Below are 25462 nucleotides of genomic sequence, written 5' to 3' on the forward strand. Positions count from 1 at the left end.
GTTCAGAGATGAACCCGAATGTAGAAATCGGTGGCAGCGTGGTGGCCTATGCCCCGGCCTCCAGCGCCAACCTGAGCGTGGGCTTTGACGTCCTGGGGGCGGCGCTCGCCCCCGTGGATGGCTCCCTGCTGGGTGACCGCGTCCAGGTCAAATCGGCAGAGGTGCCTTTCGCTCTCTCCTCTGTGGGCCGTTACGCCCACAAGTTGCCGGACGACCCGAAAAAGAACATCCTCCACGACTGCTGGGTCGCCTATGGCGAGGCGCTGGAGAAGCGCGGCCTTGGTCTCAAGCCGCTGGAAATGGTGCTGGAGAAGAACCTGCCGGTGGGCTCGGGCCTGGGATCGAGTGCCTGCAGCGTGGTGGCGGCGCTGGAAGGGCTCAACGCCTTCCACGGCGCGCCCCTGAATGAACACGACCTGCTGCTGTTGATGGGGGAGATGGAAGGGAAGATCTCCGGCTCCGTCCATTACGACAACGTGGCGCCCTGTTATCTGGGCGGCATGCAGCTGGTGCTGGAGGAGGGGGGCGTCATCAGCCAGGGCATCCCGGTGTTTGACGAGTGGTACTGGGTGGTCTGCTACCCGGGCACCGTGGTCTCCACCGCCGCCGCCCGTGCCATCCTGCCGGCCCAGTATCGCCGCCAGGACTGCCTCACCTATGGCCGCCGGCTGGCCGCCTTCGTGCATGCCAGCTACAGCCGCCAGGAAGGGCTGGCCGCCAGCGTCCTGAAAGACGTGATCGCCGAGCCTTATCGCGCGGCCCTGATTGAAGGCTTCAACGAGGTGCGGGCCCAGGGGGCCCAGAACGGGGCGCTCGCCACCGGCATCTCGGGGTCCGGTCCCACCGTGTTCGTGGTGATGAAGGATCTGGCCCAGGCCGAACGCATGAAAGAGTGGATGGAAGCGCACTTCGTGCGCAATGAAGATGGATTTGCCCGGGTCTGCAAACTGGACATGGCCGGGGCACGGGTAACAGGAAGCGAGCTATGAATCTTTACAACATCAAGGACAAGAGTGAACAGGTGAGCTTCGCGCAGGCGGTGCGTCAGGGTCTGGGCCGCGAGCAGGGGCTGTTCTTCCCAGAGACCCTGGAGCCGCTGGCCGACGTGGATGCCCTGCTGGATCTGCCGCTGGCCGAGCGCTCGGCCCGCATCCTGAGCCACCTGCTGGGTGACGAAGTACCGGCTGCCAAGGTGAGCGAGCTTATCGACGCTGCTTTCACCTTCCCGGCGCCCCTGGTGAAGCTCAAAGATGGCACCTATGCCCTCGAGCTGTTCCACGGCCCGACCCTGGCGTTCAAGGATTTCGGCGGCCGCTTCATGGCCCAGTGTCTGGCTGCGTTCAGAACCAATGACAAGATCACCATCCTCACAGCCACCTCCGGCGACACCGGTGCCGCCGTGGCCCACGCCTTCTACGGCCTGGAGGGGATTGAAGTGGTGATCCTCTACCCCAAGGGCAAGATAAGCCCCTTGCAGGAGGCGCTCTTCTGCACCTTAGGTGGCAACATCCGCACCCTCGCCATCGACGGTGACTTCGATGCCTGCCAGGCGCTGGTCAAGGATGCCTTCGACGATGAAGGGCTCAAGACCGCCATCGGCCTCAACTCCGCCAACTCCATCAATATCAGCCGCCTGCTGGCCCAGGTCTGCTACTACTTCGAAGCCGTGGCCCAGTTGCCGAAAGCCGATCGCGCCAAGGCGGTCATCAGCGTGCCGTCCGGCAACTTTGGCAACCTCACCGCGGGTCTCATCGCCAAGGCGCTGGGGCTGCCGGTGAAGCGCTTTATCGCCGCCACCAACGCCAACGACACCGTGCCGCGCTACCTGAAAACCGGCCAGTGGGAGCCGCACCAGACAGTCGCGACCCTGTCGAACGCCATGGACGTGAGCCGCCCCAACAACTGGCCGCGGGTGGAAGAGCTGTGCCGTCGCAAGGGCTGGGCGCTGGAAACCCTGGGCTCAGGGATGCGTGACGATGCCCAGACCCGGGATGCGTTGCAGCGCCTGCATCAGCTGGATTACCTGTGCGAGCCCCACGGGGCGATTGCCTGGGATCTGCTGAACGAGCAGCTTGGGCAAGACGAGGTTGGGGTCTTCCTCTGCACCGCCCATCCGGCCAAGTTCAAGGAGTCGGTGGACGAGATCCTGAATCTGGATGTGCCGCTGCCGGGCCCGCTCGCCAAGCACGCCGCGCTGCCGCTCCTGTCCCACGATCTACCCGCTGACTTTGGCCGCCTCAAGGCCTTCCTGCTCGGTTAAGCCGTCATGAGACGCTGACGATCCCCCGCTTTTTCACGAGAGCGGGGGATTTTTTATGTCCGGTATAGAGTGGGGGACCCGCCCTATACCCCTGAAACAAGGAGCACGGCATGAGCCCGCATCCCCTTCGCACCCTGATCGAGACCTGTGACGCCGCCATCTCCCGGGGCGACTTCGACGCCCTGATGGCCTTCTACGCCGAAGACGCCGCCCTGGTGGTCAAACCCGGTATGGTGGTGCGCGGCATCCCCGCCATCCGCCGCGCCTTCGGGGCCATCTCGGATTACTTTCAGGGGCAGCTCGAGGTGACTCAGGGCGCCATGGAGGTGATAGAAGGGGCCGACAATGCGCTGGTAATTATGGAGACCCGGCTGCGCTACCCGGGCGGAGAGGGGTGGATCGATGAAACCCGGCGCGCCACCTATGTGTTTCGCAAAGAGCCCGGCGGGCAGTGGCGCTGCACGGTGGACAACTCCTACGGCACCACGCTGCTGGGGGCACAGCAGCCCGGCGATCGGCCTGCAACCGACTAGCGCAGTCACACTGGCTCGGCGTAGCCAGATCGGCTAGCCAGATTGAGTAGCAAGAGCCAAGCCATGCAGGCCGGAGAACCCGAGCCGCACGCAGGGCGCCGCTCTGCCTGGGAGGGGGCATCACAGCGCTGCCAACGGCGCAACTCCCCGTTTTGGTTGTGCCTCACAACCTGCTGGCAGAAAGTGCGCTGACAGTGATTACTGCGACGTTTTTACGAATCTGGTTTGCACTCTCGTTGTTATGTTCGCCCCTGGCAGCACAACCCTGTCGGTGGGTCATTTCCGGCCCCCCGTGGCCCGTTGACCCGGTCTGCCGTGGCTGCTAATCAGGGGACTGCTTGACACCCTTCATGGACGAGCAGAGCCGCAGATGCCTCGACGGCGCGGCTTATCGACAACAACAACACCACAGTGCAGGGAGCAAACCATCATGTGGCCGTACCGAAAAATAGTGACCCAGTCCCTCAAGACCCCCCTGATGATCGCCAGGCTCATGTTTTACCTGGCCCTGTTATTGGTATTCCCCCTGCCAATGATCATGCTATCGGACTCTCCAGCGGCAGAGATCGGGCGTTTCTCTTACATCCTGGTGACGTTTCCCATCGCCATGGTGCTGATGCTGATATCAAGCCTGATGGCCATCCTCATTGCCATGGTGGAGTCGCGCAACCAGCAGCCACCCCAGGGGCGGTGGTAAGAAGGTCCCTGCCTTTCAAGCCATCCAATAAAAAACCATCCCGGGCGGGATGGTTTTTGGACTTCCAAATTGGGACACCCACCTTTTTGCCAGCAATTCGCCCAGCACTGTGGTCAGCGGCGATGCCATCAGCCACCTTGTTAATCCGATAGATCCCGTTTTACTCCCTTGGCATTTGTTTGGTGTCAGGCATTGCCATGTCTGAACACGCGACCCCACTGGGTAAATGACACTGGTGTACAAGGTATTTATCGGGCTCCAGGAAGATCAGTGTGTGATGAGAGATATAGCCAGCCAATTAACGGCTGGCTCAAAAAGGTGGGTGTCCCAGATTTCACTGCCTCTCGATGAGCTGGACAACCATCTGGAGCCCCCCTCGCGTCATCTGCTCACTCAGGTGCTGGCCGACTATCCGGGCACCTTGCTGCTGGTCTTCCACGATCCCGAGTTTGTGGCGGGGGGGGGATTGAAAGGGAGTATTGATTGGAGGGGGGATTAAATCGTAAGCCAGCCGAGGAGTGGCTGGCTCAGAAAGGTGGAGCCTCAGATATCCTGTTTCAAATAACTAAGATTCTAACCACTTTGCAACTTTCAAAGATAGATAATTAGAAGCTGAATTAATTGTTTTTTTTAATGATATCCCATGTATTAACCCTGAAAATGTTAATATGGTAAAGAATGATATTGAAAGTATTGGAAGTAAACTAAGGAGATTAATTTCCTTTGGCCATGTGGAGAAAAAACCATAAGTAATAATCATGTAGCTAAAAACATAAAGTACAGGGGATATGATGCCGTGAATTCTATTTTTAAGGTTTGTTTTGAGCGAGGTTAGAGCTTCTTCATGTACAGAACCTTAAGCGGCAAGCGAATTAATAATACCGTCTAACGTGTTGTTTTGCTTGGATTTTCTCTGCCTACTCTTTTTGCCGTTTTTGGATAAATACACCATTGCCCACTCCAACTTCTCTGTTATTTCCTGCCACGCACCATGGATGATGCTCGCCAATATCGGCATTAACCAAAGCGCGCTGTTTTTGGCAATCTTCAGCATCGATAACTCCGCGCTGCCAATCAGCGTCAGCGCCAGCCGACGTTTGACCAGCAAGGCCAGCAAACTAGCCCAGATCAAGCCTTCCGCTATCGCTTTTTGTCGTGTCGCGAACGCCTTCAACCGGTTATGTGATTTCAGCTCTTTGAACAACAGTTCGATCTGCCAACGGCAACGATACAATGCCATCACCTTCTCGGCTGGCCATCGCTCACGCGGAAGATTGGTCATCCATATACAGAACCGTTTTTCCTCTGCAAACCAACGTCTTATGAGTCGATATTTATACTTTCCCGAACTCACATCCAGATCCAGAACCTCGGCTCTGCAGCTTCTCCGATCGATATCCTTGAGCTTTTTTCCGAGTAACTTGGGCATTTCCCTGCCGTCCTGTCGGTAAGCTGCCTGTACTTTGGGATTGAGATTTTGACTCCCTCTGACCAGATAGCTTCCTTTGGCTTTGGTCACATCAGCAAAGTACTCGCGGCTGATGTAACCGGCATCCGCCAATAACAGTTTGTTATTTAACGAATTTGCGGCCGGAAGATGCTTGCGCTCCGATTCGGTATCCGCCGTGATACTCATCGATATCGGCGACTGGTCCAGCAAGGACATGGTCATATGACACTCTACCGCAGCGGGGCTGTGCTTATTGAATCGGCCCGGGAAATGTTCTGCCAATTGCGGATGTAACGCGAATGACGACCCGTCCTGCAGCAGTACCTGCTCAAAGCCTGCCAGTCCGTGGGCGTCCGGTAGACACTCCTTGAGGCGTAAGGCGATGGCTCGTTCAACCAGTGCGCGCATGAACAAGGGAAAACCCTGCTTGCGTAACTGGTTGTGAAAGGGTTTATACGCTATTTGGTCAGTATCATGGAGCTGCAACGCATTGAAATGGCGATGCAAACCAGCAATACCATCCACCTTGTCGCAACCAAGCCCTGAGAGCAGAGCCGGGAGTAGTCTCGCAGGCTGGATATCCCGGAGTCGCTGACAAAAACCGGTAAATTTACCGATCCGGTTGAGTTCAGAAGAGCTAAGAAGTTGCTTGAGGTACTGGGTTGCATTGATAATAGTCATGGCTTCGGGTGTGTCGGTTTTTTTTTGCGATTAAATCAGATCACAAACGAAGCCTTTTTTCTATCTATTTCAATTGGTTGTAGCTAAAGATCCTGTACATGAGAGCTTCTTCTGAGGAAGTTTTTTGTTCTAATAATAGTCTGTTTTCTTGTATGGTTTCATTTAATATTTCTTTGCGTGATCGTTCTAAAACCTCTTGTACCGTACCAATTATTTTTTCACTGTCACCAAGGGTTAAGTTCATTAGGTGTAGTCTTGAATCAGTACTATAAACAAGGAAGTTATAGTCGCTTTCGGTTATAGTTCCTTGTGCAAAAAGTTTTTTTGCTTCAGCTGCATAACGCCTCCACATATCTTCAGAGGGCTGCATAGCAGTAAAACAGTTGGCAACGATTCTTTCTCGTGGTAAGTCTGGAGCCTTTTTAGCTGTCTTAAGCCATACAAGAGTTGTGAATACTTGATCAGGTATGCAGAGAGGTGTATCAGAGTGCCCGTATTGGCTATTGAAGAATTTCGTAGATGATGAAGCTAGATCGTTGTTTTTTGTAACGAAAATTGCTTTACAATCAAGGAGGCTTCTCTTTATTTTTCCTTGTCTTATCCTGTAGATAGCAGCTATACAATCAATGTCCCTATGTCGGGAGTCATCAGCTTGATATGGAATTCTCTCTTTAATCGCAGCATCAAGTCCTTGTTCGTCAATACCATAGTGACCAAGATATGCTGGTGGATCTATTACAGTAATACCATATTTTTCAAGATAACTGTCAATGCGGTTTCGCTCTATTTCAATATCGGATGAACTGTAACCCATGCTGTTGAAATAGTCACCAACACTACCAGGGCGAGCTTCTTTAACTCGGCCTATACGTTGAGATTGAAGTGATATAGCATGTAGAATAGAATCTATTTCTCCTCTTGTTTTCTGAAAGCAATATAGTGGTACAGATAATTGTTTTAACATGTCTACTAGTTCTTTAGCAGGAATGCATTGAGTATCTTCTGCAAAGCCAAATATATCTAATAGAAGAGATGTATCTAAATATACAGAGATATCTCTAAATTTACCCTGAATATCTTCTGGCGCCTGATAATAAAATGTCTCTGTTAGCATCGCTCCTCTAACGAATGACAAAATGATGTCAAGGCTCTGCTGGTCACACTCGTTTGCATAGCTAATAAATCTTGAGACTAAGTATCCATATTTCCATTGTGAATTATATTCTGTGCTATTATATTGATCTTCAGCCATTGCACTGCTAAATAGTCTAGGCTGTGTTCTTAAAGTGATGAAGATATAATCTCACATCTTCTCAACAGCTTAAGATCCATTCCGTGTCCCGCCGTTATCAGCTGACTGATGCACAATGGGGGCTTATCGAGCCCCAGTTTCCTTCTCGAAGCCTGATCGGGCGCCCTACCCGTGAACCGCGCCAAGTGCTCGATGGCATTCTCTGGATACTCCACACCGGAGCTCCTTGGCGAGACCTTCCAGAACGTTTCGGACCATGGAATTCGGTCTACAACACCTTCCGGCGTTGGCAGGATACAGGCCGGATTGATGCCATTCTGGAAGCGCTGCAACTCAAGCTCAATGAAGAAGGGCTCATCGATTTCGACCTGTGGTGCCTGGACGGCTCCAATGTCAGAGCATCCAAAGATGCTGCCGGAGCGCGTAAAAAAACACTCCGGTGAATCAAGCACTTGGTCGCTCTCGTGGTGGTTTTGGCAGCAAAATTCACTTGGTCACTGATGGTAATGGTTTACCGCTGGGGTTCTGCCTTTCGCCGGGGCAATCAGCGGAAATCAGATATGCGACAAGTGCGTTGGCCATGGCGAGGATACCAACGTCATCAGGTCGCTACCGAACACGGCCAGCGCATCTTGCCGCAGACAAGGCCTATAGCAGCAAAGCCTTTCGAGCCGAGCTACGGCGGAGAAGGATAAAAGCGGTCATTCCGCAACGCAGCGACCAGCAACGGCGCCATAAGGGGCGTCCATTGGTACTGGACAAGGTGCATTACCGCAGGCGCAATGTCGTGGAGCGGTGCTTCGGTTGGTTGAAGAAGTTTCGCCGGTTTTCAACGAGATATGAAAAGCTAGCCAAGAGTTTTGCAGCCTTTATCAAACTGGCTTTCTGCCTTCGCTACTTGCGCGAGTTATGTGTGGACAGAAAACCAGCATTTTGAGAACACAGCCTAGGTGCAATTTGATATAAGACTTCAAAGAAGTATTGACTGGCTTCATCATCAGGCATAGAGATGTTGAAGGTGGAAAGGCAATACTTACTAAAATTTGATAATAAACTTCTAAACAGTCTTTCCTGTTGATGCCGGCTCTCAAGATAGCTACTTTCTGGTAGTTTATCTCTATCTATAACATAAATATTTGCCCTGGATTTTTTGATGGCTTCATATTTCTTTATTACTCTATTCAATAATACCAGAATAACATTCTGAGGGATTCTGAAATCAGCTATGGCCTCAAATTTTATTTTGAATTCATGTGTAGAGATCTCATCTGACTCTAACTCTTTCAATGTGTGTAGGACTAAAGGAAGATAATTATCAAGAAATGGGGCTGATGCGGACTGGTCCCAATTTACTTTTACTACAGCCATGTTGACAATCAATCTATTCATTAGAGATTCCTGTTAATCGATAATATATGGTAATACAATCAAATGTTGGTGAATAATGAGGGGTTATATTTTTTGGATGGGAATTAAAGTCAGGTTTTCCAAATTACTGAGCCAAGAATAATTCAATGAAAGCTCACGCTACCGCCCTTGGATTATAGCTTCCAATGCGCTCCATCGACCAGCGGGCGGGGCCCGGATGGTGCTGTAGGCGCCGAATGACCAGCATATCCTCAAGCCTCATACGCAAACCAGTCAAAAGTTGACGCAACCGCAAGGAAGCGCTGGATTTTTGCGCCAGCTCAACAATTGGAACTAAGGCCCGGGTGGCCGGAGGGAAGGCCTGGGAGGGGGTTGTCGAGAAGGAAGGGGCATTTTGTTGTCACGGGGAGGGGGGACTATAGTGCAGCGAGGCGAGGGTGCCTCGTTTGGCCCGTATCAGTGCGGGATAACCACAATCCATATCACGATGGGAGTTGGTCATATGAAGCGGATCCTGATGGTGTTGAGTCTGTGTGTGACGGTCATGGGCATGGGAATGGGGGTAGCCCAGAGCGCGACCTCTGGCGCGCAGCAAGAGTGTGAGGCCCAGGCGGCGGTGAAGAAGCTGGCGGGCGCCGCCAAGACCAGCTTTGTGGGCAAGTGCGTCAAGGATGCCTCCGCCAGTGCCAAGGCAAGCCAGTGCGAGAAAGCGGCCGCCGACAAGAAGCTGGCCGGGGCTGCCAAGAACAGCTTCGTGCAAAAGTGCCTGAAGACGGACGGGGCCGCCGACAAGGCGACCCAGTGCGAGAAGGCGGCGGCGGACAAGAAGCTCGCCGGGGCGGCCAAGAACAGCTTTATCCAGAAGTGCGTGAAAACCGCCTGAGCCGGTGAGGCTCTGACACCAACGCTGGTTGAGGCAGTTGACGAGAAAGGGGCCCAGGGCCCCTTTCTCTGTTGTGATGGGTGGTGGGGGCAGCCCTCGCCGCCAGTGTGCCCGGCCATAAGCTGTGGGCGGGGAGCTGACTTGATCCCTGCCTGGTCATCACTCTCCCTGGGTTGGCTGGGTATGTTCGGGGGCGCTGCTCAGCAGATCCTGCCCCTCGTCCTGGCTCAGCACCAGATAACGCTCGTACTGGCGCAAGACGTCGGCACTCAGCTCGTCCCGGGTCAGGTACTGGATGTCGTAACCGGCGCGGCCATCGGCAAAATAGGTGATGGGCTCGAAGATGCGGGCCTCGGGATCGTGGTTGTGGGCCGCCTCCAGGGGGTTGAAGGCGGGTGCGGGGCGGGCCTCGATGCGCACCCCGTAGCAGAAGTCCCGGCGACCCTGCTGGGGTACCAGCAGATGGCACTGATCCGGCCCATCCTCTTCGACCCGGCTGGTGATGCCCCGGGCAGCGAACTCCTGACTCAGGGCCGTCAGGGCGGGCAGGGCGACCTTGTCCACAAAGGCGCGGGCCTCCTGCTCGGTGGAGGGGCGCAGCAGGTGATCCATCCGGGTGCGCCACTGCTTGCCGTTCCAGAAGTCAGTGGCGGGGGAGAGGCGCCTGGCCGAGTGCTCCTTGTCTGCGACAAGGCCGCGGCAGAGTCCGAGGCAGAGCAGCACCATGATGAAGGCAAACGGCAGGGCGGCGATGAGGGTCATGGACTGGAGCGCCGCCAGCCCCCCTGTGCTCATCAGGGTACCCGCAGTGACCCCGAGCAGCAGAGCCCAGAACAGGCGCTGCCAGACCGGTGAGCCCTCCTTGCCCTGGGTGGCGATGTTGTCGATGACGAAGGCTCCCGAGTCGGCGGAGGTGACGAAGAAGACGCTGATGAGGATCACCGCGAGGGCCGAGGTGATGTCCGCTCCCGGCAAGAGGTCAAAGAAGTTGAACAGCAGGGTGTCGATGTTGCCGACCGAGTCGATGAGGCTTGTACCCCCCTCATGCTGGCTGGCCCAGATGGCGGCGTTGCCGAACACCGTCATCCAGAGCAGGTTGAAGGCGGTGGGCACGAACAGGACGCCGAGAATGAATTCGCGCAGGGTGCGTCCGCGGGAGATGCGGGCGATGAAGAGGCCGACGAAGGGGGACCAGGAGATCCACCAGGCCCAGTAGAGCAGGGTCCAGTTGCTGAACCAGCCCGCCTGGCGGGTCTCGCTGTAGGTGAAGGTGCGGAAGGTGAGCTGGCTTAAAGAGGAGACATAGTTGCCAATGTTCTCCGAGAGGGCTCCCAGCAGGTACTGGGTGGGGCCGGCCACCAGCACGAACAGCAGGAGCACGATGGCGAGAAAGAGGTTGAGCTCGGAGAGGCGCTTCACCCCCTTGTCGAGACCGGTGACCGCCGAGATGCCGGCGAGGGCGATGACGACCCCGATGAGGCCGAAGCGAAACAGCTCCCCCGAGGTGTCCATGCCGGTGAGGCGGGTGATCCCCGCCGAGAGTTGCATCACGCCATAGCCCAGGGTGGTGGCGATGCCGAAGATGGTGCCCACCAGGGCGAAGACGTCCACCGCGTGGCCGAGCGGCCCGTGGATCTTCTCCTTGAAGATGGGATAGAGGCCGGAGCGGATGGTCAGGGGCAGGTTGTAGCGAAAGCCGAAGTAGGCCAGCACCAGGCCGACGATGGCGTAGATGGCCCAGGCGTGAAAGCCCCAGTGGAAGAAGGTGGTGACCATGGCCTCGCGGGCGGCCACCTGGGTCAGGGGCGTCGCCTGGGGCGGGGAGACGAAGTGGCTCATGGGCTCACCCACCCCGAAATACATGAGCCCTATCCCCATGCCGGCGGCGAACAGCATGGCGAGCCAGGAGGTGAAGCTGAACTCCGGGCGGGCATCGTCCGGCCCAAGGCGAATGTTGCCAAAGTGGCTGAAGGCGATCACCAGCAGCAGGATCAGGAACATGCCGACCACCAGCACATAGAACCAGCTGAAGTGCTGGGCTATCCAGCTCTGGCCGCTGCCGAAGAAGCGGGCGGCGGCCTCCGGGGCCAGGGAGCAGATGGCCAGCAGCGCCAGGATGAAGAGCAGACCCGGTATGAAGATGGGCAGCGACAGGGTGCATCTGGGGGGACGGGGAGCGTTCATGGGACACCTTTGGGTGGAGAGACTCAAGACACTATAGGCCCCTCGGGTGCAAAGCAGACAAGGGGTGGACGGCGAGTGACGGGGTCAACGGCCATGATCACCGTGGGGGAGGCACTCGTCGCCCTGTTTTTTTCATCGTATTTTATGCCTTTAAATCAGATGGTTACCGCTTTCTTGTTTGTTAATAGCGAGTTGATGCCGTTTTTTGGGAAATCTTTTCCCCCCTCGTCCGGTTCTATTGAACGTAGCCGGGTGAGATGCGCCGGAGACATCACTCTCGACAACAAGGAATAGAGACATGAACGTGAAAAAAAGTACTGCCATCGCCTCTGCCATGACGGGTCTGCTGGCCCTGGGTGCCCAGTTCATCGCCGCGCCGGCCATGGCTGCGGATGACAAGGAGAAGTGCTACGGCGTGGTCAAGGCGGGCAAGAACGACTGCGCCACCAAGGGCGGATCCTGCGCCGGCACCGCCAAGATGGATGCCCAGGGGGATGCCTTCGTGGTGGTGCCCAAGGGGCTGTGCGAGAAGCTCGCTGGCGGGTCCCTGCAACCCAAGTAAGCCGCATGCCATGGTGTGGCGCCCGCCACATCATGGCCCTATCTATTGAGAGCCCAGCCATGAACCCCTTGATCGGTATCGGTTTACGCCCCCCGCACTACGACGAGATCCGCCACACCCTGCCCGGAGTGGGCTGGCTTGAGGTACACAGCGAAAACTACTTCGAGCGCCACAGCCAGGGCTTCGAGGTGCTGGGGGAGCTTGCGAGGCACTACCCCGTGAGCCTTCACGGAGTCGGCATGTCGCTGGGCTCCGCCGATCCTCTCGATGCCGGGCACCTGCGCCAGCTGGCGGCCCTGGTGGCGGCCATCTCGCCGGTGCGGGTGTCGGAGCACCTGAGCTGGGGCAGCATCGGCGGGCGCTATTTCAACGATCTGCTGCCCATGCCCTACACCCGGGCCGCTCTTTTGCACATGAGCGACAAGATAGATCGGGTGCAGCAGACACTGGGCAGACAACTGCTCATCGAGAATCCCTCTTCCTACCTGCAACTGGCGGGGGAGATGGGGGAGGCCGAGTTTCTGGCCGAGCTGGCTGGGCGCAGCGGTTGCGGCGTCCTGCTCGATCTCAACAACCTCCATGTGAGCGCGGTCAATCACGGCCTGGAGGTGGACGACTATCTGGCGACTATCGACCTCGACACGGTCGGCGAAATTCACCTGGCCGGTTTTACCGAGAAGCACCTGCCTCAGGGGCCCCTCTATATCGACACCCACAGCACCCCCGTGGCCGAGCCCGTCTGGGCGCTCTACGAGCAGGTCTGCCAGCAGCGCGCCATCCCCACCCTGATTGAATGGGATCTGGCGATCCCCCCGCTGCCGGTGCTGCTGGGAGAGGCGCAGCGTGCCAGCGAGATCCTGAGCGCGGCGCAGCAAACATCCAGGGAGGCAGCCCATGTCTGAGCTTGTTTTCCCGCAAGGTACTTTTGTGAGCGGTCTGCTCGGCCAGGATGATGCCATCCTCGGGCACATCCAGCCGGGACGCTTTGCCCCCGACGCCCTGTTGCAGATCTATCGCAACAACTTCATCCTCGGCCTCACCGAGGTGCTTGCCAGCAGCTACCCCGCGGTACGCGCCATGGTTGGCGAGACCTTCTTTGAGGCGGCGGCACGAGGGTTCGTGCTGGCGGCACCTCTGGAGGAGGGGAGCGTCATGGACTAGGACTACGGGGAGGGCTTTGGCGACTGGCTGGCACGCTTGCCCACCACGGCCGCGTTGCCCTGGCTCGGGGATCTGGCCCGCTTCGAGTGGGGGCTGGAGCGGGTCTCGCTGCTTGCGCCAGAGACGCGGCGCTGGCCTGCCGAGCGGCTTGCCGCCATGCCCCCTGGCCACTGGGAGCGGCTGGTGCTGCATCCCGCCTGCGATCTGCAACTCCTGGAGAGCCCTCATCCGGTGCTGGCGCTCTGGCAGATGGCCCTGCACGGCGGTGAGACGGTCAGGGAACTGGATGCTGTCTGCTCCCTGGCACTCAAGAAACGCCCCGGACACCGGGTCGACCCCATTCCCCTGGATGCCGCCGCCTGGCGTCTGCTGCAAGGCTGCCTGCAGGGCAGGCCGCTGGCCAGCCTGCTGGCTCAGGATCCCGCCATGGCCGAACACCTGGCCCCCCTCATCACCCTCGACCTGCTGGTCGATCTGGAGCTTGCCCCATGACAACGCAAACCCTTGCCAGGCCCCTTGGCCCCCTTGTTGAACGCATCTTGCCCTGGTGCAGCGGTGGCCTGTTGCTGCTTGCCAGGCTCTGGGTCGCCACCATTTTTCTGCGATCCGGCTGGCTCAAGTTCACGGCCTGGGACAGCACCCTCTATCTGTTCGAGTTCGAATATCAGGTGCCCCTGCTGCCCTGGCAGTGGGCGGCCTATGCGGGCACGGCGACCGAGCTGTTGCTGCCCCTCTTCCTGCTGGCGGGCCTCTTCACCCGTCCGGTCGCCTTGCTGCTGTTTGGCTTCAACGCCATGGCGGTCATCTCCTACCCGGCCCTCTGGGCGGGAGGCTTTCACGATCACCAGTTGTGGGGCTGGATGCTGCTGACCCTGGCCGTGTGGGGGGCGGGCCCCCTGGGGCTCGACAGCTGGCGCCTTGCCCGTCGCTCGCCTCCGGCGTAAGGTGGCCGCACACGAGCCCTGCCTGACTGACGGGCGGGAAAGGAATGTAAAGGAGAAGAGATGAAGGTACGCGAGGCCCTGGCGGCCGATATTCCTGCCCTGACGACACTGCGCATGGCGCTCTTTTGCGAGGTGGGGGAACTTGCCCGGCCCGATGAGGATCCGGTCCTCAGGGAGGCGACGCAGGCCTACTTCATTCAGGCGCAGGAAGAGGGCAGCGCCCGTAGCTGGGTGGTGGAGGAGGAGGAGGAGGGCGAGGTGGTGGCGTGCGCCACCCTGGCACTCTTCGTTCGCCCGCCCTACCCGGGCAATCTGGCGGGGCGGGAAGGGTACCTGCTCAACATCTACACCCGGCCGGCCTGGCGCAGACGGGGAATGGCGAATGCCCTGCTGGTGGCCATGGTGGCGTATGCCCGCGAGCAGCAACTGGGCAAGCTGTGGCTCCATGCCAGCAGTGATGGGCGCGCTATCTACGAACGGTTCGGCTTTGCCGGCAATCCCGCCTGCCTCGAGTGCGTACCTGGCCGTTAGCCTCCTCTTTTTCTGCACCGAGTTGATCCTCTTTCACAAGGGCTGCGTACTGGGAGCCCTTGGCGGCATCGCCGCTTTTCTATACACTGCGCGCTCCATTCGTTTCAGTCGTCCGACCACTTATGTCGGCGCTGGCGGTGCCGATACCCTCTGTGGGTGAGGCGGTGGTGCCCATGGGGATGGTCAACGAGGAAGAAGTGTCATGTTCAATCAGAAGCTCAAAGCGCAGTTGCAGGCATGTCAGACCCGGCTCGACGAGGAGCAGGGCATCATAGAGGCGATCAAGGCGGGTGCCGCCACCGTCATCTTCAGCCCGGAGGGGATCATCCAGGAGGCGAGCACCCCTTTCCTGGCCCTGATGGGATATGGTGCCGCCGAACTGATTGGGCAGCCCCACAGCCAGCTCTGTCCGAGGGCCTGGGGGGAGTCCGGTGACTATCGCCAGTTCTGGCGGCGTCTCGCTCAGGGGGAGGTGCAGTCAGGCACCTTCGAGCGCGTGAACCGGCAGGGGGAGACGCGCTGGCTGGAGGCGACCTATTTCCCGGTGAAGCACCAGGGCCGGGTGACCCGGGTACTCAAGATGGCCAGCGACGTCACCGAACAGCACCAGCGGCTGGGGCGGCTCGAGGCGCTCACCGAGGCGCTGGACCGCTCCCAGGCCATGATCGAGTTCACCCCGAACGGCGACATCCTCCATGCCAATGCCAACTTCCTGAGCGTCATGGGCTACACCCTGGGGGAGATCGCGGGCAGGCACCACAGGATCTTCTGTGACGAAACCTTCCTGCGCGAGCAGCCCCGTTTCTGGGAGGAGCTGGCCCGGGGCCAGTTCAAATCCGGCCTCTTCATGCGCCACAACAGCCGGGGGCAGGCCGTCTGGCTGGAGGCGACCTACAACCCCATCCGGGATGGCAGCGGCAAGGTGGTGCGGGTGGTGAAGTTCGCCAGCGACATCACCGCGCGCATCGAGCAGAACCACGCCACCCGGGAGGCCGCCCGCCTGGCCCACAGCACCGCCCAGGAGACCCTGCACAGCGCAGAGGAGGGGGCGGGCTTGCTGCGCGCCGTGGTGCAGACCTCTTCCCTCATCGCCTCCCAGGTGGATGAGGCCATCGCCCTCATCGGCCAGCTCAACGAGCAGTCTAGAAGCATCGAGGCCATCGTCTCGACCATCAGCGCCATCGCCGATCAGACCAATCTGCTGGCCCTGAACGCCGCCATCGAGGCGGCGCGGGCGGGGGAGCAGGGGCGCGGGTTTGCGGTGGTGGCGGACGAGGTGCGCCAGCTGGCCGCCCGCACGTCGCTCTCTACCGACGAGATCGCCAAAGTGGTGCAGAAGAACCGCGAGCTGACCGCCAGGGTGACCGACGACATGGCCGGGGTGGCGGGCAGCGCCGAACTCGGCAAGCAGCAGATAGCCGGGGTGGACAAGCTGATGAGCGAGATCCACCAGGAGGCGGACAGGGTCTCCCAGACGGTGTCGGCCCTCTCCATCTGAGGGGCTGGCCACAAGATTGCCAACAGAGTGAGCGATCGGACGGCCAGGCTGAACCCTGGCTGTATGAGGCCCCCCTTCATCATTGTGCCGCCCGGCCCCCTTGTTTAGGCTGCCGCCTCCTTTTTATTGAGCAGGTAGACAACAATGGCAGTACGACAGAGAGGCAGGGCACTGGCCCTGCTGCTGGGAGTGGGGGCGAGCCTGGGGCTCGGCGGTTGCATGGGCCAGATGGGCCTCTCTTCCATGGTGACCAAGGGCAACCTCAGCGTGGTGGACAACCGCTACGGCCGTGCCGGCGTCTTCGTGCTGCTCTCCCCCGTCTATGGCCTGGCGGCCACGGCGGATCTCTTCGTGTTCAACACCATCGAATTCTGGTCCGGCAAGAACCCCATTACCGGCAAGTCGCCCGCCCTGGTGGATCAGAAGAGCGATGCGATCATCAAGGTGAACCAGCACCTGGATCCTGCCCTCAACCAGGTGCCGCTGGCCCTGCTGCCCCAAGGGGTGCGCGAGGTACAGGTGAGCTACCCGGACGAGCGCACCGCCCAGATGGAGATCCACTACATCGACGGTCAGCGCAGCCTGATGCGGGGAGAGATGCGCGGGGAGCGGCTGGATCTCTATCTGGATGACAAACTGGTCTCGACCCTGAGCCGCGAGCAGCTCGATGCGGCGGCAAGTCGGGGAGCGGTGCAGGCATAATTTGTCGCGCCCCTGATCCTTTACTCCCGACAAATGCTATACATGCCTGCGGGCAAGTACGCCCCGATGTAGAGGGAGTGGGCTATGACGGTAAACGGGTTGCGTTTGGCAGAGCTGATTGGTTCTCTCAGCCATGCCCTGGACATGACGGAAGGGCAGCCGAGAGGCCATTGCATCCGCTGCTGCTGGATAGGCTCTCGTCTGGGGGAGCAACTGGGACTGGATGCCCGGCAGCGCCACGACCTCTACTACACCCTGTTGCTCAAGGATCTGGGGTGCAGCAGCAATGCCGCCCGCATCTGCGAGCTCTATCTCACCGACGATCTTCACTTCAAGCGCGACTTCAAGCTGGTGGATGGCTCCCTCTCCGAGGTGGTCAACTTCGTGCTGGGCCACACCGGCTTGCAGGCGGATCTGCTGGGCCGTTTTCGCAGCCTGTTCCACATCTTTCGCAACGGGGATCAGATAGCCAACGAGCTGATCCTGACCCGCTGCCACCGGGGGGCGGACATCGCCCGCCAGTTGCGTTTCAGCGACGAGGTGGCCCAGGGGATCCTCTCCCTGGATGAGCACTGGAGCGGCAAAGGGCGGCCGCAACAACTGGCGGGGGAGGCCATTCCGCTCTTCTCCCGCATCGCCCTGCTCTGTCAGGTGGTGGACGTGTTTCACGCCGCCGCCGGGCCGGACGCGGCGATGAGGGAGCTGCGCGAGCGCAGTGGAAACTGGTTTGATCCCGCCCTGGTCAATGCCTTCGAGGCGCTGGCCGATGACGCCTTCTGGCAAGGGCTGGCGGATCCCGCGTTGGCGGAGCGGGTCTTCGCCCACCCGGCGGGGCAGGGGGAGGTGGCGCTGGATGAGGATTATCTGGATGAGATTGCTGCGGCCTTCGGCCAGGTGGTGGACTCCAAGAGCCCCTATACCGCGGGGCACAGCGGCAGGGTGGCGCTCTATACCGACATCCTCGCCGCCCAGATGGGGCTGTCCGAGGCGCGGCGACGCTGGCTCAAGCGGGGTGCCCTGCTTCACGACGTGGGCAAGCTCGGGGTGAGCAACGCCATCCTCGACAAGCCGGGCAAGCTTGACGAGCAGGAGTGGGCGGCGGTGCAGATGCATGCCGCCTACACCGAGGAGATCCTGAGCCGCATCGGCGCCTTCGAGGAGCTGGCCCTGGTGGCTGGTGCCCACCATGAGCGACTCGATGGCAAGGGCTACCCCAAGGGGCTCAAGGGGGAGGCGATCACCCTGGAGACGCGCATCATCACCACCGCCGACATCTTCGATGCCATCACCGCCAAGCGTCCCTATCGGGATGCCATCCCGGTGCCGAGGGCCCTGAAGATGATGGCGGAAAACCTGGGCACGGCCATCGACCCCGACTGCTTTGCCGCCCTGAAGGCGGGGATAGAGGACTTCTCCCTCTACCTCACTCCCGAGCAGCCCCTGGCTCGTGCAAGCTAAGGCGCGAGCCCGAGACAAGCAAGCCCCGCATCGGCGGCAATGCTGTTCACTTAAGCGGAGCCGCATTGCGATTTACCGGAAAACGGGTCTTTGATATCTTCACCGCCCTGGGTCTCGATGGCCTGGGGCGTTTTTCTATGAACATGACGCCTATGCAGCCCCGCAACTCCGCCAACCTCCGTGGCGTATGGGCTGGCGATAACGCGCCCGCCATCACTGCCATCTGGTTCGCGATGAACTGACAGGCAAACTTAAAGCTCACCTCATTGGGCGCTCGCTGATGGGCTACGGCGGCCTGGCTGGCCTCCCGCCTGACCAGATTGTATCCAAGCAGCAATCCCCACAGCTCCTGATAGACCAAGTCCACTTTCTTGCTTCTCAGCGTGATGGCGTTGTGCTGCATCGCGCTTTTGATATCCCGGTATCCCAGCTCGATTTCCCAGCGCTCGTGGTACAGGGTCGCCACCTGAGCTGCACTGAATCGCGCCACGGGCAGGGAGGTAAAGACCGTTTTCTCCTTGCCTGCCACCTCATAGGTCACTGCGCGAACTTGCCAGTGTGTCGGCAACGCCGGGTTTTTCTTGCGAGCCTGAGGCGAGACCGTCATTTGCAACAGACGGTCACCGTCGCCATAGCGCTCAAGTTCCGTGTATACCAGCCCCTTGCGTTCCGGGATGAGCCAGTGACGGTCGGTGTCTTCGGCCTGAATACGCAGCAACAGGTCGGCACCGAAGAAGCCTTTATCCAGCAGGGTCACTGACTTGTCCGGCAATGAGTGAATGAACTCGCTGGCCAGGGGGATTTCCCCTTTGCGGTACGGGCTGATGGCCGCGTTGGCAATGACATGCGAGCGGACATTCATGAGCGTGACCAACCGCAGCATCGGGTAGGGTGTCTGCCGGTTGGTTGAGGTGTTACCCGAGCCGAAATGTGCTCTGAGTTCAGGCATATCCTGGGTTCGGAACAGGGCCCCATCGATGGCAAAGACCTGTAAACCGTGCCAATGGTCTTCAGGATAACGTTCCCGCCCCCACACATCGGCGCACTGTTTGAACAGCCACTCGAGCGGCTGTTTGCCGAGTCGCTGACGGGCCTGAGACAGGGCACTGTCCGCGAGCAAGGCATCATTGGCCAACCCTTCTGCACAGATGTTGAGGCGCCGAGCGACCTCGGAGATGGGCTCATTGCGGAAAAAGGCCATCCCCACGACGAGCCACAAGACCATATCAGAAGGTAAGCGGCGTCGGCGGATAGTGGCCTTTTCAGACAAGGTGGCAGCGGCAGTAATCCATTCGTCGGGAATATGGTCGGCAAAAATGGCCAGCCGAGCCAGCATGTCGCCAGATGCCTCAACAACATCGTTCAGATCGTTTGCAATAGACATAAAAAAATCCGGAACCAGTGATTGGTTCCGGATTGTCCTACAGCAGAAGGATCGGTCAATGGATCCTTAACTGATCAGCATTGCGCATCGGCGGGGCTTTTTTGTGGGCGGTTGCAGGCGGCGCGATCAGGGGCGGGTCGAGGGCTTGGCATAGGGTTGCAGCACCAGCCCCAGCAGGCGATAGAGGTGGGCGAGCTGCTCGATGAGATGGAGATTGAGCCAGAGGTAGCCGCCAAGAGTGGGGTCGTGTCCCTGGCCTGGCGCTTGGCTTGCGTCCCCATCGAGCCGGGCGACGGCGGCTTGCAGGCGGCCGATGGCCTGGTCGGCCGCCGTGGTATCGCCGCTCTTGAGCATGAGGGCGAGTTCGGTGAGCACCGACTCCGTCGCCTGCTGGCAGGCGCGAAGCCCCGGGTGGCTCTGCATCAGGAAGTGGCTCTGGCGATCCCGCCAATAGGTGTTGGCCAGCATCTCCAGGGTGCAGACGCTGTTGCGAAGGGTGGTCTGGGTCGCCTCGAACAGCGGGCTGCCAAGGCGGGTCTCCTTGACCGCCGGGGCCAGCAGGGGGCGCAGGCTGACTATCTTGGCGAGCAGGCGGGCATGGCTTCGGGTGAGCTTGGGGCGCTCCAGCACGTTGGGGGAGAGGTGGGTGTGGTAGAGCCGCCCGGCCTGCTGCAGGGCGTCGTGCATCTGCAGACGCCAGTGGGTATAGGCCCGCTGGGGGTAGATGCTGCAAAACAGCAGGGCCAGCACCGACCCCAGGATGACGTCGCCGCTGCGCCAGAGCGCGGTCTCGATGTCCCCGGGCACCCCGCCGACGATGACCCCCAGGGTGATACCGATGAGCAGCCCCACATAGGGGCGCTTGCCGAGCGCCAGGTAGCCGCACAGGAACATGATGGCGCAGCACCAGGCCAGCATCAGGGGCAGGGAGTAGAGCTCCAGATAGAGGGCCACCACCCCGCAGGCGGCGCCGAAGACGGTGCCCACCACCCGTTGCAGGGCGCGCGACAGCACGTTGCCCCAGAAAGAGATGGGGCCCATCACCACCACCAGGGTGATGAGGGGCCAGGTGCTCTCCGGCAGCTTGAGCTCCCGGGTCAGCAGGAAGGTGAGGGTGAAGGCCAGGGCGATGCGCAGGCCGTGGACCAGGCGGTAGCGGCCATAGATGAGCAGATCGAAGCGGGAGAGCGGGGCATTGAGGCGCAAGGGCGTTCTCTTATCTCGGGTCAGGGTTGTGAGGATAGCAAGGGGGACGGCATTCGCCTTGACCTGCGTCGTTTCCCCGGTTCATACGGGCGCACCTGTCGGCAGGCGCACCATGACCCGCTCGCCGGGGGGAAGGGCCGCGCTACCCGGCGCCCGTTCGATGCGGCAGTTGGCACTGTCGTGGCCCCCATCCACCGGGCGCACCAGCAGGGTGCCCGCCTCGTCCTGACTGAGCAAGCCGGGCACAACGCTCTGCTCTGCCGATGGGGGCAGGGCCGCCAGCAGCCGGGCGCAGAGGCGAAGGGGCGGTGGGGCCTGACGGGGTTCGTGCGGGGGCAACCGGGCGCAGATGAAATCGGCGATGGCCTCCAGATCCTCGAAGGGGAACCGGGGCAGGGTCGTGGCCTGGGGAGTGTCGCTCACGAGGGCGACGATGTCAGGATCCTCGGGGAAGAGCAGGGGCCGGCCGATGGCGGCGCGATACAGCTCCACCTTGGGAAAGCGCCTGTGCTTGAACCCCTCGACCAACAGCAGATCCAGGGCGCTCGTATCGAAGCGGGCCAGCAGCGCCTCGAAGGGGGGCTCCCCCTCCGGGGTCTCCCGGATCAGGGCGTGGCGCCGGTCGGAGGCCGCCATCACCTGGGTGGCGCCCGCCTGGCGCAGGCGGTGGCTGTCCTTGCCGGGCTGGTCCATGTCAAAGGCGTGATGGGTGTGCTTGAGCACCCCGAGGCGCAGACCGCGCGCCACCAGGCGCGGGATGAGGCGCTCCAGCAGGGTGGTCTTGCCGGTGCCGCTCCAGGCGACGAAGCCCAGCAGGGGCAGGGGGCTCATGGCGCGCCCCCTTCCCGCAGCCTCGCCTCCCAGGCGGCGAGATCGCTCGGGCTGTTGAGGTTGACGAAGGCGTCGGGCAGATCGGCAAAGGGCACTACCGCCATCCGGTGGCGGGCAAACCAGGCCCCGGTCTTGCGCTCCCCGTCCGCCAGCGCCTGGCTCAGGGAGGGGCGCAGGGCGCGGCGCAGCAGGGCGACCACGGGCTGGAGGTGCTCCCCGTCGTGGGCCACCACCAGATCGGTGTCCGGGGTGATGGCGGCGCGAAAGCGGGTCATCAGATCAAGGGGCAGGGCGGGGCCGTCACAGGGGATGAACAGCACCCAGTCGTGACGGGCCGCCGTCAGCCCCGCCAGCATGCCGGCCAGCGGCCCCTGGAAGTCGGCCTGCGCGTCCCCGATGACGGGAGCAAGCTGCCGGTAGCGAGCCTGGCTGCGGTTGGCGTTGATCAGCACCTCGTCCACCTGGGGGCGCAGGCGGGTCAGCACGTGTTCGATCAGGGGAGTGCCCGCGAGGGGCACCCAGCCCTTGTCATCGCCCCCCATGCGGGTGGCGCGACCGCCCGCGAGGATGACGCCGCTGACGAGAAAAGCGGGGGAAGAGGAAGGGGTCATGGTGCTCCGTTGCTCGCAAAGGGATGCCCACAGGGGCGTGTCGGGATCTTGCGCCAAGGCGGGCGTGGGAGCAACCTTCGGCTGCCCCGGCAAAGGCGCCTTTGGCCGCAGGGTTTGTCCAAGCTCACAAAACGGGATCGGCAAACGTCATATGATCCCCAGCATTCTGAGTCTTGCTCTCCTGCCTGATGGCAACTTCATGTAAATCAAAGAGAATGACTATGGCTACCGGACAATATCTGCTGTGGAAAGATGCACAGGGTCACGATTTTCGCCCCGTTGCGCTGACGGGCACCAATCTGCTCAACGATCGCAACCTCAACAAGGGTACCGCCTTCACCGAACAGGAGCGGGCCGATTTTGAGCTGGGCGGCCTCTTGCCGCCCCAGGTGCAGACCTTCGAAGCCCAGCTGGAGCGGGTCTATGAGGCCTTCCTGAGCGCCTGCAGCGACATCGAGAAGTACCAGAACCTGCGAGCCTTGCAGGATCGCAACGAAACCCTGTTCTACGCCCTCCTGTCCCGCCACGTGGAGGAGATGACTCCCTACATCTACACCCCGACCGTGGGCAAGGCGTGCCAGGAGTTCAGCCACCGCTTCCAGAAGCCGCGCGGCCTCTACATCACCCCGAAGAACGTCGATGACATGGGCTCCCTCGCCCGCCACATGGATGCCAAGGCGGTGCGCATCATCGTCGTGACCGACAGCCAGGGGATCCTCGGCATCGGCGATCAGGGGGTGGGGGGCATGGGCATTCCCATCGGCAAGCTCGCCCTCTATACCCTGGGGGCGGGCATCCACCCCGCCTGCTGCCTGCCCATCGCGCTGGATGTGGGCACCGACAACCAGGCGCTGCTGGATGACCCCATGTACCTGGGTCAGCCCCACAGGCGCATTCGCGGCAAGGAGTACGACGACTTCATCGACAAGTTCGTGGCCGGGGTCAAGCGCCACTTCCCCAACGCCGTGTTGCAGTGGGAGGACTTCAGCAAGTCCAACGCCTTCAACAACCTGGCCCGCTACCAGCAGGCGCTGCCGTCGTTCAACGACGACATCCAGGGCACCGGGGCCGTGGTGCTGGCGGGCATCATAGGGGCCGTCAAATCCAAGGGGGAAACCCTGGGCCAGCAGCATTACCTGGTCTACGGGGCCGGAGCCGGCGGGGTCGGGGTGGCGGATCAGATCTGCGCGGGGATGATCCGCGAGGGGCTTGACCCGCAGGCGGCGCGGGATCGCATCTATATCCTGGATACCCAGGGGCTGGTGTGTGACAACCGCGAGGGGCTGGATGAGTACAAGCGCCGCTACGCCAAGCCGGGCCTCTTGCTGGCCCAGTGGGATCTGCAGGGCAAGGCGGGGCTGACCGAGGTGCTGCGCCACGTGCCCATCACAGTGCTGCTCGGCACCAGCGGCGCCGGTGGCGCCTTCCAGGAGGAGCACATCCGGCTGATGCTGACTCACTGCGAGCGCCCCATGGTGTTCCCCCTCTCCAACCCCACCGCCAACTGCGAGGCCCTGCCGGAAGACATCTTCCGCTGGAGCCAGGGGCGCGCCATCGTCGCCACCGGCAGCCCGTTCAAAGACGTGCACCATGAGGGGCAGGATTATCGCATCGGTCAGGGCAACAACGTCTTCATCTTCCCCGGGGTGGGGCTGGCGGCCATCGTCAGCCAGATCCGCGAGATAAGCCCGGACATCTTCACCACCGCCGCCTTTGCGCTCGCGGAGTGCGTGAGCGAGGCGGATCTCGCCCGGGGCACCGTCTACCCGAGGATCAGCGAGCTGCGCAACATCTCGGTGCACGTGGCGACCGCGGTGCTCAAGGATATCGTGCGCCGCGACCCCTCCCACCCGCTCATCGGTCAGGATCTGCAAGAGCACATCCTGAGCCATATGTGGGAGCCGGTCTACCTGCCGTACCGCCGGGTCTGAGGTGCGACCTGCCCGCACGTGTCGCGGGCATGACGATGCCATAGAAAAAGAGAGGGTGGCCCAGGCCACCCTCTCTGTTTTCTGCCCTGCTGTGTGTGCGGGGCAGGACGCTGCCACTTATTGAGCGGGCGGGGGCACCAGGCGGTCATCGACGCTGCCATCGCCTCGAAGCTTGTTGCCATTGGCATCGACGGCGTCCACACCGTTGTCATCGACGCTGCCATCGCCCCGACGCTTGTTGCCACTGGCATCGACGGCGTCCACGCCGTTGTCATCCACGCTGCCATCGCCTCGAAGCTTGTTGCCATTGGCATCGACGGCGTCCACGCCGTTGTCGTCCACGCTGCCATCGCCCCGAAGCTTGTTGCCATTGGCATCGACGGCGTCCACACCGTTGTCATCCACGCTGCCATCGCCTCGAAGCTTGTTGCCATTGGCATCGACGGCGTCCACACCGTTGTCGTCCACCCGGCCACCGGCATGACGCTCCCCGCCTGCATGCTTGTCGCCACCGCCGTGGCGATCGCCGCCAGCGTGCTGGTCGCCACCGGCATGTTCGCCCTGACCACGGTCATCGCCGCCGTGGCCGCTGTCGTCCCCGCCATTGTTTCCGTTATGGCTACTATCGCCTCCATTTCCGCTATTGTTTCCACTGTGGCTACTATTGCCCCCACCGCTGCTGTTGCCGCCTCCGCCGCCGCTGTTGCCGCCGCCATCCCCCCCTTTGTTGTGCACGATCAGCCCATTGGCTACATAGCTGTGGCTGCCATCGAGGATCAGGTTGAACAGCGCCGTGGCGGGCGGGGCATCAACCCAGGAGAGGGAGGCCACCGGCAGTTCGACAGGGTGCGGCGCCAGCGCCAGGTTGCCCGCGCTGCCCCACTCTGACCAACCCAGCAGGTGCATGCCGGTAAAGAGCGGCAGCACGGCGAGGGCCGGGTTTTCGGTGCGGGTCATGGCCGGTGCGATGGCCGCCCAGCCCCGGGTGGTGAGGAAGGGGTGCTCGGCGGTAAAGAAGGGGGGCAGATGATTGAGCCCGTAGAGCCTGCGCGCCCCCAGCGCCACCCGCTCGATGGCCTGGATGCGGTTGCTCTGCCCGTGCCTGTCCCGCACCCGATCGCCGACCCGCAGGGTCTCGATGGGGCGTTCGCAGCCATCGGCCATCAGGATGCGGGTACCGGCGATGAAGCAGGACTTGGCATGGGCCTGGTTTGCCTGCCATTGGTGGTGGTCGAAGTCATAGCTCAGCGGGGTGGCGAACAGGGCCAGGGCGATGGCCGAACCCAGCAGCAGCCGGCGCTGGCTGGGTTTGAACGAGGGCAGTGACATGGGGAA

23 protein-coding genes and 2 pseudogenes are annotated in these 25462 nt (G+C 60.8%); 16 read left to right on the forward strand and 9 right to left on the reverse strand.

Annotated elements, in window-relative coordinates; genetic code table 11:
- The first annotated feature begins 8 nt into the window (after nt 1–8).
- The 5 genes from thrB to ACPW74_RS04315 all read left to right on the forward strand — a co-directional run bounded on the left by thrB (nt 9) and on the right by ACPW74_RS04315 (nt 3989).
- Nucleotides 9–989, forward strand: a complete 981-nt coding sequence (thrB, locus tag ACPW74_RS04295; RefSeq protein WP_010673589.1) for a homoserine kinase — start codon at nt 9–11, stop codon at nt 987–989.
- The gene (thrC, locus tag ACPW74_RS04300; protein ID WP_104454503.1) at nt 986–2260 is read left to right on the forward strand and encodes a threonine synthase; all 1275 of its coding nucleotides are present in this window, start codon (nt 986–988) and stop codon (nt 2258–2260) included. Before thrB ends, thrC begins: the two co-directional genes overlap by 4 nt.
- A gap of 110 nt (nt 2261–2370) precedes the next feature.
- Nucleotides 2371–2793, forward strand: coding sequence for a YybH family protein (locus tag ACPW74_RS04305; protein ID WP_425858582.1), 423 nt, complete (start codon nt 2371–2373; stop codon nt 2791–2793).
- 430 nt (nt 2794–3223) lie between these two features.
- Complete coding sequence (locus ACPW74_RS04310; protein ID WP_425858583.1) at nt 3224–3490, forward strand: hypothetical protein; 267 nt, start codon at nt 3224–3226, stop codon at nt 3488–3490.
- Between the two features lie 322 nt (nt 3491–3812).
- Complete coding sequence (locus tag ACPW74_RS04315; protein ID WP_425858584.1) at nt 3813–3989, forward strand: hypothetical protein; 177 nt, start codon at nt 3813–3815, stop codon at nt 3987–3989.
- A gap of 357 nt (nt 3990–4346) precedes the next feature.
- Here the strand turns inward: ACPW74_RS04315 and ACPW74_RS04320 are convergent, their stop codons facing one another.
- Both ACPW74_RS04320 and ACPW74_RS04325 read right to left on the reverse strand, forming a co-directional pair.
- Nucleotides 4347–5621 carry an IS4-like element ISApu2 family transposase gene (locus ACPW74_RS04320; RefSeq protein ID WP_011191341.1) on the reverse strand — a complete coding sequence of 425 codons (1275 nt, stop codon included), beginning with the start codon at nt 5619–5621 and terminating at the stop codon, nt 4347–4349.
- A gap of 64 nt (nt 5622–5685) precedes the next feature.
- Complete coding sequence (locus ACPW74_RS04325) at nt 5686–6873, reverse strand: hypothetical protein (protein ID WP_425858585.1); 1188 nt, start codon at nt 6871–6873, stop codon at nt 5686–5688.
- Between the two features lie 83 nt (nt 6874–6956).
- On the opposite strand from ACPW74_RS04325, the gene ACPW74_RS04330 reads away from it, so the two are divergent.
- Nucleotides 6957–7810 (forward strand): IS5 family transposase gene (locus tag ACPW74_RS04330; protein WP_425858479.1). Its coding sequence is split into 2 segments (ribosomal slippage): nt 6957–7299 and nt 7299–7810, totalling 855 coding nucleotides; the frame shifts between segments, so codons are not numbered across the junction.
- On the opposite strand, the gene ACPW74_RS04335 is transcribed toward ACPW74_RS04330, so the two are convergent.
- Entirely contained in the window at nt 7768–8262 is a 495-nt protein-coding gene (locus ACPW74_RS04335; RefSeq protein ID WP_425858586.1) for a hypothetical protein, read from the reverse strand. The genes ACPW74_RS04330 and ACPW74_RS04335 overlap by 43 nt on opposite strands.
- A gap of 481 nt (nt 8263–8743) precedes the next feature.
- Between ACPW74_RS04335 and ACPW74_RS04340 the strand changes: the two genes are divergently transcribed.
- A complete protein-coding gene (locus ACPW74_RS04340; RefSeq protein WP_049636634.1) occupies nt 8744–9124 on the forward strand; it encodes a hypothetical protein in 381 nt (126 codons plus the stop codon).
- A gap of 159 nt (nt 9125–9283) precedes the next feature.
- Here ACPW74_RS04340 and ACPW74_RS04345 read toward each other — a convergent pair whose 3' ends face one another.
- Entirely contained in the window at nt 9284–11308 is a 2025-nt protein-coding gene (locus ACPW74_RS04345; protein ID WP_266136998.1) for a BCCT family transporter, read from the reverse strand.
- A gap of 298 nt (nt 11309–11606) precedes the next feature.
- Here ACPW74_RS04345 and ACPW74_RS04350 point away from each other — a divergent pair, with 298 nt between their 5' ends.
- The 8 genes and pseudogenes from ACPW74_RS04350 to ACPW74_RS04385 all read left to right on the forward strand — a co-directional run bounded on the left by ACPW74_RS04350 (nt 11607) and on the right by ACPW74_RS04385 (nt 18164).
- Nucleotides 11607–11870 (forward strand): BufA1 family periplasmic bufferin-type metallophore, encoded by a 264-nt coding sequence (locus tag ACPW74_RS04350; RefSeq protein ID WP_010673595.1) that lies wholly within the window; start codon nt 11607–11609, stop codon nt 11868–11870.
- Between the two features lie 59 nt (nt 11871–11929).
- Nucleotides 11930–12772, forward strand: a complete 843-nt coding sequence (locus ACPW74_RS04355) for a DUF692 domain-containing protein (protein ID WP_223930619.1) — start codon at nt 11930–11932, stop codon at nt 12770–12772.
- A pseudogene (locus ACPW74_RS04360) lies at nt 12765–13523 on the forward strand (putative DNA-binding domain-containing protein). The gene ACPW74_RS04355 and the pseudogene ACPW74_RS04360 overlap by 8 nt, the downstream one beginning before the upstream one ends.
- Nucleotides 13520–13975, forward strand: a complete 456-nt coding sequence (locus ACPW74_RS04365; RefSeq protein WP_045523951.1) for a DoxX family protein — start codon at nt 13520–13522, stop codon at nt 13973–13975. Before ACPW74_RS04360 ends, ACPW74_RS04365 begins: the two are co-directional and overlap by 4 nt.
- 60 nt (nt 13976–14035) lie before the next feature.
- Nucleotides 14036–14506: a GNAT family N-acetyltransferase gene (locus ACPW74_RS04370; protein ID WP_041213280.1), complete on the forward strand. Its 471-nt coding sequence runs from the start codon at nt 14036–14038 to the stop codon at nt 14504–14506.
- A gap of 202 nt (nt 14507–14708) precedes the next feature.
- A complete protein-coding gene (locus tag ACPW74_RS04375) occupies nt 14709–16004 on the forward strand; it encodes a methyl-accepting chemotaxis protein (protein ID WP_210600599.1) in 1296 nt (431 codons plus the stop codon).
- 144 nt (nt 16005–16148) lie between these two features.
- Nucleotides 16149–16706: a DUF3332 domain-containing protein gene (locus ACPW74_RS04380; protein WP_221365674.1), complete on the forward strand. Its 558-nt coding sequence runs from the start codon at nt 16149–16151 to the stop codon at nt 16704–16706.
- Between the two features lie 84 nt (nt 16707–16790).
- Nucleotides 16791–18164, forward strand: coding sequence for an HD-GYP domain-containing protein (locus ACPW74_RS04385; RefSeq protein WP_210600601.1), 1374 nt, complete (start codon nt 16791–16793; stop codon nt 18162–18164).
- Nucleotides 18165–18210: 46 nt separating this feature from the next.
- Here ACPW74_RS04385 and ACPW74_RS04390 read toward each other — a convergent pair whose 3' ends face one another.
- The 4 genes and pseudogenes from ACPW74_RS04390 to mobA all read right to left on the reverse strand — a co-directional run bounded on the left by ACPW74_RS04390 (nt 18211) and on the right by mobA (nt 22196).
- Nucleotides 18211–19548 (reverse strand): IS4-like element ISAeme15 family transposase, encoded by a 1338-nt coding sequence (locus tag ACPW74_RS04390; RefSeq protein ID WP_425858397.1) that lies wholly within the window; start codon nt 19546–19548, stop codon nt 18211–18213.
- Nucleotides 19549–19674: 126 nt separating this feature from the next.
- The gene (locus ACPW74_RS04395; RefSeq protein ID WP_425858587.1) at nt 19675–20754 is read right to left on the reverse strand and encodes an FUSC family protein; all 1080 of its coding nucleotides are present in this window, start codon (nt 20752–20754) and stop codon (nt 19675–19677) included.
- A 315-nt stretch (nt 20755–21069) separates the two neighbouring features.
- Nucleotides 21070–21585 (reverse strand): annotated as a pseudogene (mobB, locus tag ACPW74_RS04400) (molybdopterin-guanine dinucleotide biosynthesis protein B); the annotation flags it as partial.
- Complete coding sequence (gene mobA, locus ACPW74_RS04405; RefSeq protein ID WP_425858588.1) at nt 21582–22196, reverse strand: molybdenum cofactor guanylyltransferase MobA; 615 nt, start codon at nt 22194–22196, stop codon at nt 21582–21584. The pseudogene mobB and the gene mobA, both read right to left, overlap by 4 nt.
- 221 nt (nt 22197–22417) lie before the next feature.
- Here mobA and ACPW74_RS04410 point away from each other — a divergent pair, with 221 nt between their 5' ends.
- Complete coding sequence (locus ACPW74_RS04410; protein ID WP_223918320.1) at nt 22418–24127, forward strand: NAD-dependent malic enzyme; 1710 nt, start codon at nt 22418–22420, stop codon at nt 24125–24127.
- Between the two features lie 117 nt (nt 24128–24244).
- Here the strand turns inward: ACPW74_RS04410 and ACPW74_RS04415 are convergent, their stop codons facing one another.
- On the reverse strand, nt 24245–25456 hold the full coding sequence (locus tag ACPW74_RS04415) for a Hint domain-containing protein (protein ID WP_425858589.1): 1212 nt from the start codon (nt 25454–25456) through the stop codon (nt 24245–24247).
- Nucleotides 25457–25462 lie beyond the last annotated feature (6 nt).

Origin of the sequence: Aeromonas sp. INTO2, assembly GCF_049860605.1 — a bacterium.
GTDB classification, from domain to species: domain Bacteria; phylum Pseudomonadota; class Gammaproteobacteria; order Enterobacterales; family Aeromonadaceae; genus Aeromonas; species Aeromonas caviae.

What these genes read in the sequence shown, in the direction of transcription:
- thrB (WP_010673589.1), top strand. Translation starts at nt 9, where the DNA reads ATGAACCCGAATGTAGAAATCGGTGGCAGCGTGGTGGCCTATGCCCCG.
- thrC (WP_104454503.1), top strand. Translation starts at nt 986, where the DNA reads ATGAATCTTTACAACATCAAGGACAAGAGTGAACAGGTGAGCTTCGCG.
- ACPW74_RS04305 (WP_425858582.1), top strand. Translation starts at nt 2,371, where the DNA reads ATGAGCCCGCATCCCCTTCGCACCCTGATCGAGACCTGTGACGCCGCC.
- ACPW74_RS04310 (WP_425858583.1), top strand. Translation starts at nt 3,224, where the DNA reads ATGTGGCCGTACCGAAAAATAGTGACCCAGTCCCTCAAGACCCCCCTG.
- ACPW74_RS04320 (WP_011191341.1), bottom strand. Translation starts at nt 5,621, where the DNA reads ATGACTATTATCAATGCAACCCAGTACCTCAAGCAACTTCTTAGCTCT.
- ACPW74_RS04325 (WP_425858585.1), bottom strand. Translation starts at nt 6,873, where the DNA reads ATGGCTGAAGATCAATATAATAGCACAGAATATAATTCACAATGGAAA.
- ACPW74_RS04335 (WP_425858586.1), bottom strand. Translation starts at nt 8,262, where the DNA reads ATGAATAGATTGATTGTCAACATGGCTGTAGTAAAAGTAAATTGGGAC.
- ACPW74_RS04340 (WP_049636634.1), top strand. Translation starts at nt 8,744, where the DNA reads ATGAAGCGGATCCTGATGGTGTTGAGTCTGTGTGTGACGGTCATGGGC.
- ACPW74_RS04345 (WP_266136998.1), bottom strand. Translation starts at nt 11,308, where the DNA reads ATGAACGCTCCCCGTCCCCCCAGATGCACCCTGTCGCTGCCCATCTTC.
- ACPW74_RS04350 (WP_010673595.1), top strand. Translation starts at nt 11,607, where the DNA reads ATGAACGTGAAAAAAAGTACTGCCATCGCCTCTGCCATGACGGGTCTG.
- ACPW74_RS04355 (WP_223930619.1), top strand. Translation starts at nt 11,930, where the DNA reads ATGAACCCCTTGATCGGTATCGGTTTACGCCCCCCGCACTACGACGAG.
- ACPW74_RS04365 (WP_045523951.1), top strand. Translation starts at nt 13,520, where the DNA reads ATGACAACGCAAACCCTTGCCAGGCCCCTTGGCCCCCTTGTTGAACGC.
- ACPW74_RS04370 (WP_041213280.1), top strand. Translation starts at nt 14,036, where the DNA reads ATGAAGGTACGCGAGGCCCTGGCGGCCGATATTCCTGCCCTGACGACA.
- ACPW74_RS04375 (WP_210600599.1), top strand. Translation starts at nt 14,709, where the DNA reads ATGTTCAATCAGAAGCTCAAAGCGCAGTTGCAGGCATGTCAGACCCGG.
- ACPW74_RS04380 (WP_221365674.1), top strand. Translation starts at nt 16,149, where the DNA reads ATGGCAGTACGACAGAGAGGCAGGGCACTGGCCCTGCTGCTGGGAGTG.
- ACPW74_RS04385 (WP_210600601.1), top strand. Translation starts at nt 16,791, where the DNA reads ATGACGGTAAACGGGTTGCGTTTGGCAGAGCTGATTGGTTCTCTCAGC.
- ACPW74_RS04390 (WP_425858397.1), bottom strand. Translation starts at nt 19,548, where the DNA reads ATGTCTATTGCAAACGATCTGAACGATGTTGTTGAGGCATCTGGCGAC.
- mobA (WP_425858588.1), bottom strand. Translation starts at nt 22,196, where the DNA reads ATGACCCCTTCCTCTTCCCCCGCTTTTCTCGTCAGCGGCGTCATCCTC.
- ACPW74_RS04410 (WP_223918320.1), top strand. Translation starts at nt 22,418, where the DNA reads ATGGCTACCGGACAATATCTGCTGTGGAAAGATGCACAGGGTCACGAT.
- ACPW74_RS04415 (WP_425858589.1), bottom strand. Translation starts at nt 25,456, where the DNA reads ATGTCACTGCCCTCGTTCAAACCCAGCCAGCGCCGGCTGCTGCTGGGT.